The sequence below is a fragment of the Mucilaginibacter sp. genome (assembly GCF_028288105.1).
Classification (GTDB): domain Bacteria; phylum Bacteroidota; class Bacteroidia; order Sphingobacteriales; family Sphingobacteriaceae; genus Mucilaginibacter.
Genome location: NZ_JAQBOI010000041.1, coordinates 18,723 through 36,501, shown reverse-complemented (window position 1 = coordinate 36,501; position 17,779 = coordinate 18,723). Strand labels below are relative to the sequence as shown.

The window sequence follows — 17,779 nt, the reverse complement described above, 5'->3', positions numbered from 1 at the left end:
TATTAGGTAAATACTTAAAAGCACAGGGTATTACGTCTGATATTCGCACAATATCCGGTTCGGTTGAAATTTCACCGGGTTTAGGTTTGAGCGATGCCATATGTGATCTGGTATCAACCGGCGGCACCTTAAAAAGCAACGGACTGAAACCTTTCGGCGATGTAATGAGCAGCGAGGCGGTACTGATAGGCCGCAAGGGCAGCGAGAACGAACTTTTGGTACAGGAACTGATCCAACGGATCCAATCGGTATTGCGTGCCAAAGAAACCAAATACGTAGTACTAAACGCGCCGAGCGATAGCCTGACTGAAATACTGAAACTATTGCCGGGTGTAAAAAGCCCGTCGGTAGTGCCATTGGCCGAAGAAGGCTGGGTGGCGGTACACACTGTAATCCCCGAGCGCGATTTTTGGGACAGGATAAGCCAGCTGAAGCAAGCAGGCGCGCAAGGTATTGTAGTAATGCCGATAGAGAAGATAATATTATAGTATACAGTTTGCGGTGGGCGGTTTGCAGATAGCATCGATGCATCTTAAACCAAGCCAACTGCCAACTGATAACTGCCAACTGACATGGAGATTTTCAATTATTCAGATTTAAGCGCTATGGATATTTCCCGCCTGGTACAACGCAACGTTGACCCGGCGAATGAGATACGCGATTTGGTTGAGGATGTAATAGCGCATGTTAAACAAAATGGCGACCGTGCCCTGTACGATTATGCCTACAAGTTTGATAAAGTTGAGCTAACCAAACTTTACCTGGATAAAGCCGAGCTGACAGAAATTGCCGCCGCCGTATCTGCCGAGCAGCAGGAGGCTTTGCAAATTGCTTATTCCAACATCTACAAGTTTCATAAAGCACAAATTAAACCCGAGGATAAGGTAGAAACCATGCCCGGCGTAACCTGCTGGCGCGAATTAAGGGCCATTGAAAAAGTGGGGCTCTATATTCCGGGCGGTACAGCCGTATTGCCATCTACCTTTTTAATGCTGGGTATACCGGCACGCATTGCAGGCTGCAGCGAAATTGTTGTTTGTTCTCCTCCACAAAAAAACGGTAAAGTAAATGCATTTATAGCATACGTTGCCTTAATGCTGGGTATCAATAAAGTGTACTTAGCAGGTGGTTCACAAGCTATAGCAGCCATGGCTTACGGCACAGACACCATTACTAAGGTTGATAAGATATTTGGACCGGGCAACCAGTTTGTAACCAAGGCCAAAACTATAATCCAGTCAACCACTACCACCGCTATTGATATGCCCGCTGGCCCGTCAGAAGTTTTGGTTATTGCGGATAGAACCGCGAAACCGGCCTACGTAGCTGCCGATTTGCTGGCACAGGCCGAGCATGGGATTGATAGTCAGTCGATACTGGTTTGTACATCAGAAAGCATCGCTCAGGCAACATTAGCCGAGGTTGAAAAACAATTACAGATTTTACCCCGTGCCGAGATTGCTAAGCAGGCGCTTGATAATTCGTACACCATCGTTACTCAAAATTTGGATGAAGCGATGGATTTTAGCAACCAGTACGCTCCGGAACACTTGATTTTAGCTACGGAAAACTGGAAACAAATAACAGATAAGATCATCAATGCTGGTTCGGTATTCCTGGGCAATTTAACCCCAGAAAGCGCCGGCGACTATGCATCAGGCACCAACCATACCCTGCCTACCAGCAGTTATGCAAGGGCATATTCGGGTGTATCGGTAGATTCGTTTGTAAAGAAAATAACCTTTCAGCATTTAACAGAAGAAGGTATACAAAATATAGGCCCATCGGTAGAGATACTGGCCGAAATGGAAGGCCTGCACGCGCACCGGAATGCGGTGAGTGTAAGGATGCAGAGTAAATAAATTAATAAACGCGTCATTGCGAGGTACGAAGCAATCTCTTTAGGACAATTAAACAGCCTGCATGAGGGACTTGCTTAAAGAGATTGCTTCGTACCTCGCAATGACGGGCCGAAATAAGACAATACAATGTTTGATATAAATACCATACTACGTAACAACATTAAAAACCTAACGCCCTACTCTTCCGCACGGGACGAGTATACGGGCGAGGCCAGCGTGTTTTTGGATGCGAATGAGAATGCGTTCGGTTCGCCGTTAAGCAATGCTTACAACCGCTACCCCGACCCTATGCAGCACCAGGTAAAGTTGCGCCTTAGCTCCATTAAAGGTGTACCGGCTCGTAACATATTTTTGGGTAACGGCAGCGATGAAGCCATCGATATCCTGTTCCGTAGTTTTTGTAACCCGGGGGTAGATAATGTGATCATCGTTCCGCCTACTTACGGCATGTACCAGGTATCGGCTAACATTAACGATGTAGAAGCACGCAAGGTATTACTAACCGAAGAATACCAACTGAACTTGGAAGGCATTGCCGAAGCTATAGATAAGAACACCAAACTGATTTTCATCTGCTCGCCTAATAACCCTACCGGTAATTCTATCAACCGTGATGATATTGAAACCTTACTGGCCAATTTTAACGGCATTGTGGTGATTGATGAGGCGTATATTAATTATAGTCGCCAAAAAACTTTTATACAAGAGCTTACAGAATACGCCAATTTGGTGGTGCTGCAAACCCTGTCAAAAGCATGGGGCTTGGCCGGCTTGCGTGTGGGTATGGCCTTCGCCAGCGAAGAAATTATTGAGGTGATGAATAAAGTGAAGCCACCGTACAATGTTAATGAAGCTTCGCAGTTACTGGCCCTTGAAGCGCTTGGCAATGTGGCACAGGTAAACGCGTGGATAAAGGAAACTTTAGAGCAGCGCGATAAACTGGTTTTAACCTTAAAGGATTTTGATTTTGTGCTGGATATTTACCCGTCTGACGCCAACTTCGTCCTGGTAAAAACAACCAACGCCAAAGCTATTTACGACTTTTTAGTGCAGCACGGCATCATCATTCGCGACCGCTCAAAAGTAGAGCTTTGCGAGGGTTGCCTGCGTATTACCATTGGTACCCCTGCCGAAAACAAAACATTGATAGAAACCCTACAGCAATACAAATAATGAGCAAGCTGCAAAAAATACTTTTTATTGACCGCGATGGCACCCTCATCACCGAACCCGCTGATGAGCAGATAGATTCTTTTGAAAAACTGGAGTTTTACCCCGGCGCATTGCAGTATCTGCCAAAAATTGCTGCCGAACTGGATTATGAGCTGGTAATGGTAACCAATCAGGACGGTTTAGGCACGGCATCATACCCAGAGGATACTTTTTACCCGGTGCATAACTTTATCCTTAAAACATTTGCTAACGAGGGCGTACACTTTACATATCAGGCTATTGACCGTACCTGGCCTGCAGATAATGCCCCTACCCGTAAACCGGCAACTGGTTTACTAACCCAGTATCTGGACACGACAAAATACGACCTGAAAAATTCCTTCACCATTGGCGATCGTAAAAACGATGTGTTACTGGCCAAAAACCTGGGCGCAAAGGCTATTTGGTTAAACAACAGCTCGGGCCTGGGTGACAAAGAATTTAAGACAGAAACTGATATTGCTGATGTTGTAGCCTTGCAAACTATTGACTGGCAGGAGATCTACGAATTTTTAAAACTGGGCGAACGTGTTATCGAGCACAGTCGTGTAACTAAAGAGACCGATATCTACATCAAAATAAACCTTGACGGAACCGGAGAGTCAAAAGTATCAACCGGCCTGCATTTTTTCGACCACATGCTTGATCAGATCGCCCGTCATGGCGGTATAGATCTGGAAGTGATAGCCAACGGCGATCTGCATATAGATGAGCACCATACTATTGAAGATACCGGCATTGCTTTGGGCGAAGTTTTTGCTAAGGCTTTAGGCAATAAAATGGGTATTGAGCGTTATGGTTTTTGCCTGCCTATGGATGACTGCCTTGCACAGGCGGCTATTGACTTTGGCGGACGTAACTGGATTGTTTGGGAAGCTGATTTTAAACGCGAAAAAGTGGGTGATGTACCAACAGAAATGTTCTATCACTTCTTTAAATCGTTCAGCGATGCGTCAAAAAGCAACCTCAACATAAAAGCCGAAGGACAAAACGAACATCACAAAATAGAAGCTATATTTAAAGCCTTTGCAAAAGCCATTAAAATGGCAGTAAAGCGCGATGTAAACAAAATGGTTTTACCAAGTACTAAGGGACTCTTGTAAAGAGTTGGCAGTTTGAAGTTAGCAGTTTGCACTATTGCAAGTTGCCTGCAAACTGCCAACTATAAACTGCAAACTGAATGATTGGCATTATACGATACGGCGCCGGGAACATCTTCTCACTTACTGCTGCTTTAGAGCGGTTGGGAATTGCCTATGGCATGGTAAATACCGAAGCCGATTTTGAACAGTTCGACCGTTATATTATACCGGGTGTTGGGCATGCGGGCGCGGCTATGAACAAACTGGAACAAACCGGGCTGGTGCCAAAAATAAAATCGCTTAACAAACCTACCCTGGGTATTTGTGTGGGGATGCAATTGCTTACCTCTCATAGCGAAGAAGGTGATGCCAATTTGCTGAACCTATTTCCTATAAAAACCCTCAAATTTACAAGTGATGGCTCTTTTAAGGTGCCGCATACCGGCTGGAACCAGGTTTTCCCCGAAAAGGAAAACCCATTATTTGAAAATATACCTGCCGGATCACATTTTTACTTTGTACATTCATACTTTATTGAGTACGACCAATTATACACTTTATCGTCAACCAGTTACATAAATAAATTTTCGGCATCAATTTGGCATGGTAACTTCTACGGTGTGCAATTTCACCCCGAAAAGTCAGGTACGTATGGCGAAACATTATTAAGAAACTTCTCAAATATTTAAATCATGTATATTATTCCTGCCATTGATATTCTAAATAAAAAGGTTGTGCGCCTGCGCGAGGGCGACTACAAGCAGGTTACAGAGTACGACGTTACACTTGAGGAAATGATTGAAAGGTACCAATCAAACGGTACAAATTTCATCCATATAATTGACCTTAACGGCGCTAAAAACGACTTTAGCAACCAGCAATACCTATTTGATGTGATCCGCAAAACCGATATGCAAGTGCAATATGGTGGCGGTATCCGCAGCATTGATAAGGTTAAAGAGCTGATAGATGCCGGCGTTCACCGCGTTATTGTGGGCACGCAAGCCATTACTAATCCAAGCTTTTTGGAAGACCTTAGCAAAGAGGTTTGCGGCCGCGATAAATGTAGCGACCAGGTGGTTATTGCTATTGACGTGCTTGACGAGGTGATCAAATACTCCGGCTGGATGGAGAGTTCACCCATTAAACTGATGGATTATGTGGACAAGTGCCTGGCGCTGGGTTTCTTCCGTTTCCTTTGTACCGATATTAATAAAGACGGCAAATTAGGCGGCGCAGGTGTAGAACTGTACAGCAAACTGCTTGATCATTCGCCATTTATCAAACTGATAGCATCGGGCGGTGTAAGCTCTATGGATGATATTGAACAGCTTAGTAAAATAAAGGTTGAAGCCTGCGTAGTAGGTAAAGCCATTTACGAAGACCATATCAGCATTGAAGAAATTAAAAACTGGAATTTAGAAAGCTTAATGTCCATTTAACCCCCGGCCACTTAAACAAAACCCGTCATTGCGAGGTACGAAGCAATCTCCAGACTTTGCATCGCTGCTTAGCATGTGAAGAGATTGCTTCGTACCTCGCAATGACGCTTCAAAATATACATGTTAGCTAAAAGAATTATCCCCTGCCTCGACGTTAAAGATGGCCGCACTGTAAAAGGTGTGAACTTCGTTGACCTGCGCGATGCCGGCGACCCGGTAGAACTGGCCTGGAACTATTCTCAGCAAGGCGCTGATGAATTAGTATTTCTGGATATTACAGCTACCGTGGAACGCCGCAAAACTATGGTAGAGCTTGTAAAAGCTGTGGCAAGGCAAATAAACATACCCTTCACTATTGGTGGTGGCATTAACGAAATTGCCGATGCAGATGCCCTGCTTAATGCCGGTGCGGATAAAATTTCCATCAACTCGGCGGCGGTGCGTAATCCGGCTTTGATAGATGAACTGGCCCGGGCTTTCGGAGTGCAGTTTGTGGTGATAGCGGTTGATACAAGGGTTATCGGCGATAAAAACATTGTACACCTTAATGGCGGCCGGTTGCCAACAGAAAAGCAAACACTGGATTGGATAATTGAAGCCGAAAGCCGTGGCGCAGGTGAGATATTGCTTACCTCTATGGATCATGATGGCACAAAGGGGGGGTTTGATAACGGTTTGCTTAAATTAGTGAACGATACGGTGAACATCCCGGTAATAGCATCGGGTGGTGCAGGTTCGGTACAGCATTTTGTTGATGTATTTCAGCAAACAAATGTAGATGCCGCACTGGCAGCTTCGGTGTTTCACTACGGTGAAATATTGATACCCGATCTGAAATCGGTTTTAAGAGAGAATAATATTGAGGTGAGGGTTTAATAGTCTGGTTCCCCTCTTGAGAGGGGTTAAGGGGGTGTGTTCGCTGTTTAATTAACACACCCCTGCCGACGCACAACCTTCCCCGCCCCCTCTCAAGAGGGGGCTTTAAAATACACGTTGGCGGTGTCCCCACCGCCAACTAATGAACAGAACAATGAATATCGACTTTAACAAAACAGACGGTTTAGTACCGGTTATTATACAGGACGAGCAAACGCTTGAGGTATTGATGCTGGGTTATATGAACCAGGAAGCATACGATAAAACCATGCAGGAAAATGTAGTTACTTTCTTTTCCCGCTCCAAGAACCGCCTGTGGACCAAAGGCGAAACCAGCCAAAACTTTCTGCATGTAAAAAGCATGCATATAGATTGCGATAACGATACCCTGCTGATAAAAGTTAAAGCCGATGGCCCCACCTGCCACACCGGTTCGCGCAGTTGTTTTAAAACAGACTACAATCAAAACTTTATACTGCAGTTAGAAAACATTATTGCCGATAGGTACGAAAATCCGGTTGAAGGTTCATACGTGAACAAACTTCGCAACAAAGGCCTTAACAAAATAGCCCAAAAAGTTGGTGAAGAAGGTGTTGAAACAGTAATAGCAGCTTTAGCCGAAACAGAAATTGACCTGGTAAACGAATCATCAGATCTTGTTTTTCACCTGCTGGTACTGCTCCGCGAAAAAGGTTTAAATTTGGAGCGCATTGCAAAAAATTTAGAGGAAAGACATCAATAGAAAGTTGGCAGTTATCAGTTAGCAGCGTAATACTGCGAACTGATAACTGCCTGCTGCAAACTGGGCACCGCCTACTGCAAACTGAAATGGAAGTACAAAAAATAGCAGAATTAACCGGCCACAGTAACCCCATATTTAGCCTGGAGCTTTCGCAAAAGCCGGGCATATTATTTAGTGGCGGTAATGACAAGGGCCTGGTTGAATGGAGCCTGGAAACTAACTCGTTCATCAAGGTGATGTTCCCGGTTATGGCTTCTATTTATGCTATTCACTGTCCGGCAGGTTACCCGCTCATGTTTGCCGGTTTGCGCAGCGGCGAAGTGCTGGTGTTCAATTTCATCGAGCAGAAAATAACACATCGCTTAAGGCATCACGTTAAACCTATTTTCGATATTAAGTCATCTGCAAAAAAAGATGAATTACTGATAGCCTCTGAAGATGGCACCGTATCTGTTTGGAGTTTAAAAACGCTGGAACTGGTGCACAGCATAAAGGTATCAAACGATACCGTGCGTTGCATCACCATAAACCCCGCAGAAGAAAGGGTTGCTTTTGGCTGCCGCGATAACCGTATAGTGATTTACGACCTGGAAGATTATAGTCCTATAAAGGCCCTTATTGGCCATACCATGTCGGTATTCTCATTACAATATTCCCCTACGGGTGATTACCTTGTTTCTGGCGCGCGCGATGCGCAAGTAAAGATCTGGGACAATAAAACCTATTCGCTTATCCAAAACATACCCGCGCATTTATTCGCGGTGAACAATATCCTCTTCCACCCTACCCAACCCTATTTTGCAACGGCAAGTATGGATAAAAGCATTAAAATTTGGGATGCTGTAGATTTTAAGCTCCGCAAAATAATCAGCAGGGAAAAAGGTTACGCCAGCCACGTTCTATCCATCAATAAACTGGCATGGAACGGCAACCAATTGCTATCGGCAGGTGATGATAAAAAAGTAATTATCTGGGACGTATCGTTTAACAATACCGCTTAATAACTTTAAGCTTGTGTGTATAACGTTTTAACTCTTCCGAATAAATACCCTGGGCATCTAAAAAATCAACCTTCACTTTTCCTGATGCATGGATGATCTTTCCGTTTCCTAATATAATGCCTACATGGGTAATACGTTCTTCTGAACTTTCAAAAAAAGCAAGGTCGCCCAATTTAGATTTCAGTACCGAATCTATTAGTGTGCCGTCTTCAGCCTGTAAGGAAGCATCGCGCCGCAAGGTTATGCCGAGTAACCTATAAACCGCCTGTGTAAACCCAGAGCAATCAATGCCAAAATGAGTACGGCCTCCCCATAAATAAGGCACATTTAAAAAAGACTGGGCAATATTGGTTATAGTATCTGTTTGGCCTATCTCGCCTATTATTTCAAATTTCTGATTACCAATGTAACTTGTTGTCCCTTCCAAAAAAGCAAGCGAACTACCTGCAGGCAGGTATATTATAGAGTTATCACTTATCTTCCAGGCTTGGGTAATAGCCCTGTAAGTTAGTGGTGACGGCGTTTGCAACAAACGTTTATAAGCCAGATGCCCGAGCATGCTAAGCTGCAGCCTGTCTATCCAGCCCGTATAATTATCTGTCGCTGTGGTTATTTGGACCCACTTATCCTTCCATTCTAAAATTTCGAATGACTCACCAAATAAAACCTGCGATACCATTTCACTGCGGTCGCTTGGCTCTGCCCTTAGGGGTACCACGGCCAAATTACAAATTCCGTATTCCATAGTTTAAAATCACAGAGTATTAATACGTTAAATTAAGTAATAAAGTTTTGCAAATAAAAAAGGGGAAAGCATTATCTGCTCCCCCCTTTTTTATGAGTTTTTTTAACTATCCATTTTGGTGCAACCAATCTTTTTTGGCATGCAGCTCTTCTTCGGTTTCGCGTACGTCTTCATCGTCCACACAGCAATCTACCGGGCAAACAGCAGCACATTGTGGTTCGTCATGAAAACCAACACACTCGGTACATTTATCGGGCACTATGTAATAAATATCATCAGATAAAGCAGCCTGTGCTTCTTCTGCATTTAAAGTATTACCATCACCAAAATCAATTACCCCTTTTAAATCTGTACCATCTGAAAAACGCCAGGCAGCACCCGCATCATAAATAGCATTATTAGGGCACTCTGGTTCGCAGGCCCCGCAGTTTATGCATTCATCGGTGATTATAATCGCCATATTATTTAAATATTCTTATATTCTAAGTTACCTTTGCCCTATAATTGGGCAACGCAAATATAACAAAAAAAGGCTTTAAGGGTTTACCCCGTTAACATATATATGTCAAAATTTAATATTACAGATACAGTAAATACATTTTCAGAACTGGGCAAACACCTTGCCACACCCAATGCACAGCTAATGGAGATCATTGAAACCGAGCGACAGTACAACGCCTGGTTCACTCCCGAAAGTGTATTAAACGCGGTTAAAGCAACCGGCCAAATGCTCAACAAAGTCGACCTGGAAAAATGGCTAAAAAAATACAATATAGTGCAGGGTGCCAATAAAAAGGTTGGTTTAGTGCTTGCCGGGAATATCCCGCTGGTGGGGTTTCATGATGTGCTTTGTGTATTGGTAACGGGTAATCACGCGCTTATAAAAGTATCGTCGCAAGATGCCCGCCTTATAAAATATGTGCTAAATAAATTGGTTGAGATAGATAATTCTTACGCTGATAAATTTAGTTTCGTAGAAAGGCTGGAAAACTTTGATGCCATAATAGCCACGGGTAGTAACAACACATCGCGTTATTTTGAGTATTATTTTGGCAAAGTGCCTAATATTATCCGCAAAAACCGCAACAGTATCGCGCTGCTTACCGGTAATGAAAGCGCCGAACAACTGAGCGCGTTAGGGCACGATATTTTTGATTATTACGGTTTAGGTTGCCGCAATGTATCTAAGTTACTGGTTCCCGAGGGGTATGTTTTCAATTTCTTTTTTGAATCGATAGAACATTTTGCCCCTATTATTAACCATCACAAATACAATAACAATTACGATTATAACAAATCTATTTACCTGGTAAACCGCGATGAGCATTTGGATAACGGCTTTTTACTATTAAAACAGGATACCCGTTTAACATCGCCCCTGGCTTGTATGTACTACGAAACATATACCGATCTTCAATCGGCACAAAATATGCTCCAGGAACAAAGCGAAAACCTGCAATGCATTGTTACTACAGCGCCGCTGCAAACGCAAAACCAGGTGGTTAATTTTGGCCAGAGCCAGTACCCGCAATTATGGGATTATGCTGATGGGGTAGATACAATGGAATTCTTGTCAAATCTTTAAAATTACAATACCTTTGGGGGAAGTAAGTTAAAAGCTAAAAGTTTAAAGTTCAAAGTGTCTTTTAACTTTAAACCTTCTACTTTAAACTCAACAAAATGTACATTATAAAAGTAAAAGGCGTTGCCAAAATACCCGATTACGTGCAGTTAAGGGATGACAAATTTACCCTATTGGCATATTTCAGGGTGGATAGGCCCGAAAAATCATTAGAAAAGGTTGGCCTTACTGATAAGTACGAATACATTATGGGCGTTATTAAAGACCTGCCCTTTGGTAAAATATTAAAATTAGAGCTGTAAATAAGATGATTGGAAACTCTATTATAAAACTAAATAACGTTGATATTTTTCAGCAAAAACACCTGGTTTTATCAAACGTAAACCTGCATATTGATAAAGGCGATTTTGTATGGCTTATTGGCCAAACAGGGTCTGGTAAAAGCAGTTTACTAAAAGTTATTTATGGCGATTTAAGTATTGCCAGCGGTACCGGCCACGCCTGCGGATACGAACTAAGCAAACTGGCAACTAAAGATGTACCCTATTTACGCCGTAAGCTGGGTATAGTTTTCCAGGATTTTCAATTACTTACCGATAGATCTGTTGAGCAAAACCTGCAATTTGTAATGCGCGCCACCGGCTGGGACGACAAAAAACAAATAGCCGACCGTATACTGGACGTATTGGAGAAAGTTGGCCTGCGCTCTAAACTAAAAAAAATGCCGCATGAGCTATCAGGCGGCGAGCAGCAGCGTGTGGTTATTGCCCGTGCTTTGCTTAATAATCCCGAAATTATTTTGGCCGATGAGCCTACGGGTAACCTTGACCCCGATACATCTGAAGAGATAGTTTTGCTCTTAAAACAAATAAGCCAGGGAGGCACCGCCGTAGTTGTTGCCACACACGATTATCACATCATCCGCACCTTTCCATCGCGTATTATTAAATGCGAGAACGGTAAGGTGTTAGAAGATGTACAGATAGCGTAGACAGTTTGCAGTGGGCTTTGCCCGGTTCGCAGTAGGCGGTGTGCAATTTGCAGTTTTAACATGCAAACTGCCAACTGATCACTGCCAACTTAATTCACACCTGCAAACTTAACCGAATATTTTATTGACTACTGACACGTTGTCGGGTTTAACCCGATGGCAGGATACTTGATTAGCACTATTTGCTATGAATTTTAATGACATGCTAAAGAAAAAAAATAAAGGAAATTCAGAAACCGCTAAAAATACCGCGGAAATGACAAATGAAAGCGGACAGGTTGACGGTACAGAACAAGCTATTGAAACTGCCGAAGCTGAAAACGCCCCTACCGCCGAAGAAAAATTTAAAGAAGAGCTATCACAAGCTAACGATAAATATTTAAGACTGTATGCCGAGTTTGATAACTTTCGCCGCAGGACCATCAAAGAACGTGAAGACGCCAGAAAAACTGAGGGTAAAGATGTAATTGTTGCCTTACTGCCTGTACTGGATGATTTTGAACGTGCTTTACGCTCAATGGATACCGTTACTGATGTAATACCGGTTAAAGAAGGCGTGGCGTTAATACAGCACAAGCTAAAAAACATACTTACCCAAAAGGGTTTAAAAGAAATGCAATCAATAGGAACCACGTTCGACCCTGATTTGCATGAGGCTATTACCAGCATACCTGCCCCAACTGATGATATGAAGGGCAAAGTAGTTGATGAAATGGAAAAAGGCTATGAACTTAACGATAAAGTGGTGCGTTTTGCCAAGGTAATTGTAGGAGCATAACACAATTAGTGATTTATTGAATGACTGAATTAGTGTCAGTCGGTTTTAGTAAATCTCTTCTTAATTTAACATAGATACTTAGAGTTAGTGATGTATGAATTAATCATAAATTCCTAATTCAATAATTCAATAATTAAAAAAATGGCTAAGAGAGATTATTACGATGTGCTGGGGATTAGCAAAGGCGCAGATGCCGATGAGATAAAGAAGGCGTATCGTAAAATGGCTATTAAATATCACCCGGATAAAAACGAAGGTGATAAAGCTGCTGAAGAAAAATTTAAGGAAGCTGCCGAAGCCTACGAGGTTTTAAGCAACCCCGAAAAACGCCAGCGTTACAACCAGTTTGGCCATGCGGCTAATGCAGGCTCTGCAAATGGCGGTGGTTATGGTGGCGGCAGCATGAATATGGACGACATATTCAGCCAGTTTGGCGATATATTTGGCGGTGGTAGTCCGTTCGAAGGTTTCTTTGGTGGTGGTGGTGGCCGTCAGGGTGGTGGCCGCAGGGTAGCACGTGGCAGTAACTTGCGTATCAAAGTAAGATTATCGCTTGAAGAAATTGCAAACGGCGCCGAAAAGAAAATAAAAGTAAACAAACAGATACTTTGTAACACTTGCGATGGCACAGGCGCTAAGGATAAATCATCTTTCCAAACTTGTAAAACCTGCGGTGGCGCGGGTTCTGTACGTAGGGTAACCAATACTATTTTAGGCCAGATGCAAACAACCAGCACCTGCCCTACCTGTAATGGCGAAGGTTCTGTTATTACCTCAAAATGTAATGTTTGCCACGGCGATGGTGTTGTACGCGGCGAGGAAACTATTACCATAAACGTTCCGGCAGGTGTAAGCGAAGGCATGCAGTTAAGCATGAGCGGTAAAGGTAATGCTGCCCCACGTGGTGGTGTACCGGGCGATTTGATCATCCTGATTGAAGAGATTCCTCACGAAACATTAAAACGCGATGGTAATAATGTGATATACGATCTGCATATCAACTTTGTTGATGCCGCTTTAGGTACCAGCGTTGAAATACCAACTATTGATGGCAAGGCCAAAATAAAGATTGAGCCGGGCACACAGGGTGGTAAAATACTGCGTTTAAAAGGTAAAGGCGTACCGGAGGTAAACTCTTACCACCGTGGCGACCAACTGATACACATCAACATTTGGACACCAAAAGCCCTAAGCCGCGAAGAACGCGAAGCATTAGAGAAACTGCAAGGTTCCCCTAACTTTAAACCCAACCCGGGCAAAAACGAAAAAAGCTTTTTTGAACGGATGAAGGAATATTTTGAATAACTGTAATATCAGAAGATAATTGAAAGCCCTGCATTATGCGGGGCTTTTTTGTTAGTATTTGATTACCATATAACTCCGTTATCCCACAAAGAATTATTTGTAACAATACATTCGCGCTTATATCTAATTTAGCATAAAACTAAATCCTGATATGCTAAGCATTCGCAACATTGTTAAACAATACGCCGGTCACCGGGCGTTAGACGATGTGAGCCTTGAAGTAGAAAGCGGTAAAATATTTGGCCTGCTTGGCCCAAATGGCGCCGGTAAAACCTCACTCATCCGTATTATTAACCAAATAACAGCCCCCGATTCTGGCGAAGTTTACTTCAACGGGCATAAGCTTAATCAATCGCACATTGAGCGTATTGGTTACCTGCCCGAAGAACGCGGCCTGTACAAAAAGATGGAGATAGGCGAGCAAATGATATACCTGGCCCGCCTAAAAGGCCTAACCCGCGACGAGGCCACCACAAGGTTAAAACACTGGTTCAAAAAACTGGATATGGAAACCTGGTGGAAGAAAAAAATTGAAGAGCTATCAAAAGGGATGCAGCAAAAGGCACAGTTTGTAGCTACCGTTTTACATGAGCCCGATCTGATCATCCTTGATGAACCCTTCAGCGGATTTGACCCGGTAAATGCCGAGCTGATAAAAGATGAGATACTGGAACTAAACCGCAATGGCGCTACCATCCTTTTCTCTACCCACCGCATGGAATCTGTTGAGGAGCTTTGCGATTCTATCGCCCTCATCCATAAATCGCGTAAGATACTGGATGGCCGCGTTAAGCATATTCGCAACTCTTACAAGAACGAAACCTACCTGGTAGAATACACCGGCGAACAGCTAACTTTCGACGGCTCACAGCCTTTCGAAGTGCTTAGCGAGATAGTAGGCGAAGACAGCAGCAACATCATTAAAATTAAGCTAAGCAGTACCTCAGCTAATGATGTGCTGCAGTATCTTATCCCTAAAACAAAGATCAACATGTTGCAGGAAGTAATACCCAGCATGAACGAGATCTTCATTGAAAAAGTAAACCTAATAGCCTAAGCCATGAATAAAGTATTATTGATCATACAGCGCGAGTATATAACCCGTGTGCGCAAAAAAAGCTTTATCGTAATGATATTTGTGGTGCCCTTATTGATATTGGGCATGTCGGCACTAATTGCTTTTATAGCTAAGGATAGCATGGAGATCTCGAAACCACAAATTGTAAAGGTTATAGACGAAAGCCATATGTTTGAAGGCAAGCTAAAGAACGCCAAAAACATACAATTTATTCCTACCAATGAACCTGTAGAGAAAGCCAAAGAAGGCCTTAAAGACAATGAGGACCTTTCTGTGCTGTTAATATCTAAAGATTACGCTCACAAGCCCGTACAGTTTTTCTCTAAAAAGAAACCGTCATTTACCCTTACCGGTGAAGTAGAGGACCAGATGAATGAGATAGCCTCAACCAATACTATGCTGGCTAATCATATTGATACAGCACTTTTAAACAAGGCTAAAAAAAGCAAGGTATCTGTTAATGCCATGGAGGTAACTGAAACCGGCACCAAAGATGCTAATGTGGGCCCATCAATGATGGTAGGTATTGCCTGTGCTATATTTATTTACTTAGCATTGTTCATATATGGCGCCCAGGTTATGCGTGGTGTTATCGAAGAAAAAACCAGCCGTATCATCGAAGTCATCATATCATCGGTAAAACCTTTTCAGCTGATGCTTGGTAAAATTATTGGCGTTGGCCTGGTAGGTTTAACTCAGTTTACCGCATGGATAGTATTATCAATCATATCAACAAAAATTGCAGGGCAGGCCGCATCAGGGCCGGGTAGCCCTATGGGGGGTGTTTTAGAAACCCTGCAAACCATTCCGTTCGGCTACATATTGGGATGTTTTCTGTTTTACTTTATCACAGGATACTTGCTGTATAGCGCATTATTTGCAGCAGTAGGCTCCGCTGTTGACAGCGAGACCGAAACTCAGCAATTTATGTTCCCTATAACGCTGCCGTTGCTGTTTACCTATATTTTGTCGGTATCGGTATTGTTCCGGGCGCCTGATAGTCCGCTGGCAGTATGGTTGTCAATAATACCTTTTACAGCACCGGTAGCTATGATGGTGCGGGTACCGTTTGGCGGCGTTCCCGACTGGCAATTAGGTTTGTCAATGTTTATGATGATAATCGGCTTCTTATTTACTACCTACGTTGCAGCACGCATTTACCGTGTTGGCGTATTAATGTATGGTAAAAAAGCAAGCTTTAAAGAATTGGCCAAATGGTTCTTTTATAAAGAATAGTATGTGAAGGTGAGGACACCAGCCACGAGATATTTATTATACCCTGTGTTCGGTGTCCTCACCGAATGCCCTTAACCTTATCATATTTAAATCCCCGCTTAAGCCAAACTTTAGCAGGGATTTTTTTATTTTAGCCAACGATGAATAACAAACGCATTGCTGTAATGGACCTGGGTACAAATACCTTTCATCTGCTTATAGCAGAGGGTTCTGCGGATAATTTTATGGAGATATTTCACACCAACGAAGGTGTAAAGCTGGGCGAAGGGGGAATCAATAAAGGCATTATCCAGCCGGCAGCCTTTGCACGCGGCGTTGCTACCATGCAGCGTTTTCAAAAACACATCGAAGAAAATAAGGTGACCGAGATAAGGGCCATTGCCACATCTGCCATTCGTAACGCAGGTAACGGCGTGGACTTTATCCGCGAGGTAAAAGAAAAAACCGGCATCCAGATAGAACTTATTAATGGCGAACAGGAAGCAGCCTACATTTACAATGGCATAAAAGCCAGCGGCTGCTTAAGCGACGATAACGCCCTGATAATGGATATTGGCGGCGGCAGTGTAGAATTTATCATCGGTAACGATAACGAAGTGCTTTGGAAGCAAAGCTTTGAAATAGGCGCCGCCCGGTTAATGGACAAGTTTCACCAAACCGACCCTATACCCGTGCTATCCATAAAAGAGTTAACCAAATACTTAAACACAAAATTACCCGAGCTATTTTTGGCCGCATCAAAGTACAAGCCTTCTATTCTTATCGGGTCATCCGGCGCGTTCGAGAGCTTTGCCGAGGTTATTGAACTGGAGAAAGGCAAAAAATTCGACATAAAGAAAACCAAGGTTTATGAATTTGATATTGATGAACTTTTAGACCTGATAGAAAGACTTATTAAATCAACCCACAGCCAACGCGCCAATATGAAAGGCATTATCCCGGTACGGGTAGATATGATAGTAGTAGCAAGCTTAATTACAATTTACATGATGCAAAAAATGGGTTTAGCCGATGTTACTATGTCTACCTACTCGCTAAAAGAAGGTGTGCTGGCGCAGATGCTGGGTTAAAATACGCGCTTAAGTTTGTACCACCAGGCTTTGTAGAACGGTACCCGCCTTACAACGGTTATAGCCCCGCCTAACATTACCGACCTCATTTTCAATGACACGCAATTAGATTCTTTGGTAAGATCGGCAACTTTAACTTCATAATTCTCATATCCTATATATGATATCATTAAGCTATCGGCAGTGACAGGTACTTTAAAGTTAAACTCACCATTTGCATTGGTTAATGCACCTATGGTTAAGTGTTTAACTCTGATAGAAACGCCCGGTAGTGGACTGTTATCATCTTCTCCTATAACTTTACCTCTTATAGTAATATAAGCAGTGGTATCAGAAGTTGGTACCTCTTCTGCATTTTTAAAAGACGGAGAGGCTTTAACAGTTATTTCGGGCGATTTTGCCTCAGCTTTTATGGTTGTAAATAAGCTTGCTAACGCCGCGGCTAATGCCAGTTTCTTCCATCCAAAACGTATTTTAACTTCTTGGTTAAGTTCTGTATTCAACACCTCCAACCGTTCTTTATCAAATCGCCCGCAAACATCTTTATGCGCCGATAGGTAATTTAATATTTCGATGTTTGACATTACCGTAAAATCTGTAACAGTTTTACAGCATTGTTGGCAATGCCTGCCGTTGTCAACAGCTGTCATTTGCTGCCATTGTTGGTGGCATGCTTCGGGGATGGTGATCTTTTGAATAGGTTGCATAACATTGTGTTTCTTATCAGATGCAGCAACCCGCAGCTTTCCATAACCTAATTCATATTTTTTTTCAATT

Annotated in this window: 20 protein-coding genes; 17 read left to right on the top strand and 3 right to left on the bottom strand. The window is 42.9% G+C overall.

Annotated features, from left to right (window positions below):
• The 9 genes from hisG to JWQ85_RS02780 all read left to right on the top strand — a co-directional run.
• On the top strand, positions 1–488 hold a 488-nt coding region (gene hisG / locus JWQ85_RS02820; protein WP_367186176.1), incomplete at its 5' end, for an ATP phosphoribosyltransferase.
• Between the two features lie 84 nt (positions 489–572).
• Positions 573–1,862: a histidinol dehydrogenase gene (gene hisD / locus JWQ85_RS02815; protein WP_299463617.1), complete on the top strand. Its 1,290-nt coding sequence runs from the start codon at positions 573–575 to the stop codon at positions 1,860–1,862.
• 126 nt (positions 1,863–1,988) lie between these two features.
• Positions 1,989–3,035, top strand: coding sequence for a histidinol-phosphate transaminase (gene hisC, locus JWQ85_RS02810; RefSeq protein ID WP_299463614.1), 1,047 nt, complete (start codon positions 1,989–1,991; stop codon positions 3,033–3,035).
• A complete protein-coding gene (gene hisB / locus JWQ85_RS02805; RefSeq protein ID WP_299463611.1) occupies positions 3,035–4,177 on the top strand; it encodes a bifunctional histidinol-phosphatase/imidazoleglycerol-phosphate dehydratase HisB in 1,143 nt (380 codons plus the stop codon). Before hisC ends, hisB begins: the two co-directional genes overlap by 1 nt.
• Before the next feature lie 77 nt (positions 4,178–4,254).
• On the top strand, positions 4,255–4,845 hold the full coding sequence (gene hisH, locus JWQ85_RS02800; protein WP_299463608.1) for an imidazole glycerol phosphate synthase subunit HisH: 591 nt from the start codon (positions 4,255–4,257) through the stop codon (positions 4,843–4,845).
• 3 nt (positions 4,846–4,848) lie between these two features.
• On the top strand, positions 4,849–5,598 hold the full coding sequence (locus tag JWQ85_RS02795) for a 1-(5-phosphoribosyl)-5-[(5-phosphoribosylamino)methylideneamino] imidazole-4-carboxamide isomerase (protein ID WP_299463605.1): 750 nt from the start codon (positions 4,849–4,851) through the stop codon (positions 5,596–5,598).
• A gap of 120 nt (positions 5,599–5,718) precedes the next feature.
• Positions 5,719–6,474 (top strand): imidazole glycerol phosphate synthase subunit HisF, encoded by a 756-nt coding sequence (hisF, locus tag JWQ85_RS02790; protein WP_299463602.1) that lies wholly within the window; start codon positions 5,719–5,721, stop codon positions 6,472–6,474.
• Positions 6,475–6,628: 154 nt separating this feature from the next.
• A complete protein-coding gene (gene hisIE, locus JWQ85_RS02785) occupies positions 6,629–7,216 on the top strand; it encodes a bifunctional phosphoribosyl-AMP cyclohydrolase/phosphoribosyl-ATP diphosphatase HisIE (RefSeq protein ID WP_299463599.1) in 588 nt (195 codons plus the stop codon).
• Between the two features lie 86 nt (positions 7,217–7,302).
• Positions 7,303–8,217, top strand: a complete 915-nt coding sequence (locus tag JWQ85_RS02780) for a WD40 repeat domain-containing protein (RefSeq protein WP_299463596.1) — start codon at positions 7,303–7,305, stop codon at positions 8,215–8,217.
• On the opposite strand, the gene JWQ85_RS02775 is transcribed toward JWQ85_RS02780, so the two are convergent.
• Entirely contained in the window at positions 8,201–8,962 is a 762-nt protein-coding gene (locus JWQ85_RS02775; RefSeq protein ID WP_299463593.1) for a C40 family peptidase, read from the bottom strand. The genes JWQ85_RS02780 and JWQ85_RS02775 overlap by 17 nt on opposite strands.
• 106 nt (positions 8,963–9,068) lie before the next feature.
• Positions 9,069–9,422, bottom strand: coding sequence for a 4Fe-4S dicluster domain-containing protein (locus JWQ85_RS02770; protein ID WP_067061870.1), 354 nt, complete (start codon positions 9,420–9,422; stop codon positions 9,069–9,071).
• A 102-nt stretch (positions 9,423–9,524) separates the two neighbouring features.
• Here JWQ85_RS02770 and JWQ85_RS02765 point away from each other — a divergent pair, with 102 nt between their 5' ends.
• The 8 genes from JWQ85_RS02765 to JWQ85_RS02730 all read left to right on the top strand — a co-directional run bounded on the left by JWQ85_RS02765 (position 9,525) and on the right by JWQ85_RS02730 (position 17,002).
• Positions 9,525–10,547: an acyl-CoA reductase gene (locus JWQ85_RS02765; protein WP_299463580.1), complete on the top strand. Its 1,023-nt coding sequence runs from the start codon at positions 9,525–9,527 to the stop codon at positions 10,545–10,547.
• A 95-nt stretch (positions 10,548–10,642) separates the two neighbouring features.
• Positions 10,643–10,846, top strand: coding sequence for a fructose-6-phosphate aldolase (locus JWQ85_RS02760; RefSeq protein ID WP_256538676.1), 204 nt, complete (start codon positions 10,643–10,645; stop codon positions 10,844–10,846).
• 5 nt (positions 10,847–10,851) lie between these two features.
• Positions 10,852–11,535 carry a cell division ATP-binding protein FtsE gene (locus tag JWQ85_RS02755; RefSeq protein ID WP_299463571.1) on the top strand — a complete coding sequence of 228 codons (684 nt, stop codon included), beginning with the start codon at positions 10,852–10,854 and terminating at the stop codon, positions 11,533–11,535.
• Positions 11,536–11,737: 202 nt separating this feature from the next.
• On the top strand, positions 11,738–12,313 hold the full coding sequence (locus tag JWQ85_RS02750) for a nucleotide exchange factor GrpE (protein ID WP_299463568.1): 576 nt from the start codon (positions 11,738–11,740) through the stop codon (positions 12,311–12,313).
• 141 nt (positions 12,314–12,454) lie between these two features.
• On the top strand, positions 12,455–13,618 hold the full coding sequence (gene dnaJ, locus JWQ85_RS02745) for a molecular chaperone DnaJ (RefSeq protein ID WP_299463565.1): 1,164 nt from the start codon (positions 12,455–12,457) through the stop codon (positions 13,616–13,618).
• Between the two features lie 151 nt (positions 13,619–13,769).
• On the top strand, positions 13,770–14,675 hold the full coding sequence (locus JWQ85_RS02740; protein WP_299463562.1) for an ABC transporter ATP-binding protein: 906 nt from the start codon (positions 13,770–13,772) through the stop codon (positions 14,673–14,675).
• Positions 14,676–14,678: 3 nt separating this feature from the next.
• Entirely contained in the window at positions 14,679–15,932 is a 1,254-nt protein-coding gene (locus JWQ85_RS02735) for an ABC transporter permease (RefSeq protein ID WP_299463559.1), read from the top strand.
• Between the two features lie 140 nt (positions 15,933–16,072).
• Positions 16,073–17,002, top strand: coding sequence for an exopolyphosphatase (locus JWQ85_RS02730; RefSeq protein ID WP_299463556.1), 930 nt, complete (start codon positions 16,073–16,075; stop codon positions 17,000–17,002).
• Here JWQ85_RS02730 and JWQ85_RS02725 read toward each other — a convergent pair.
• A complete protein-coding gene (locus JWQ85_RS02725) occupies positions 16,999–17,709 on the bottom strand; it encodes a carboxypeptidase-like regulatory domain-containing protein (protein ID WP_299463553.1) in 711 nt (236 codons plus the stop codon). The two genes, JWQ85_RS02730 and JWQ85_RS02725, sit on opposite strands and share 4 nt — an antisense overlap.
• Between the last annotated feature and the right edge of the window lie 70 nt (positions 17,710–17,779).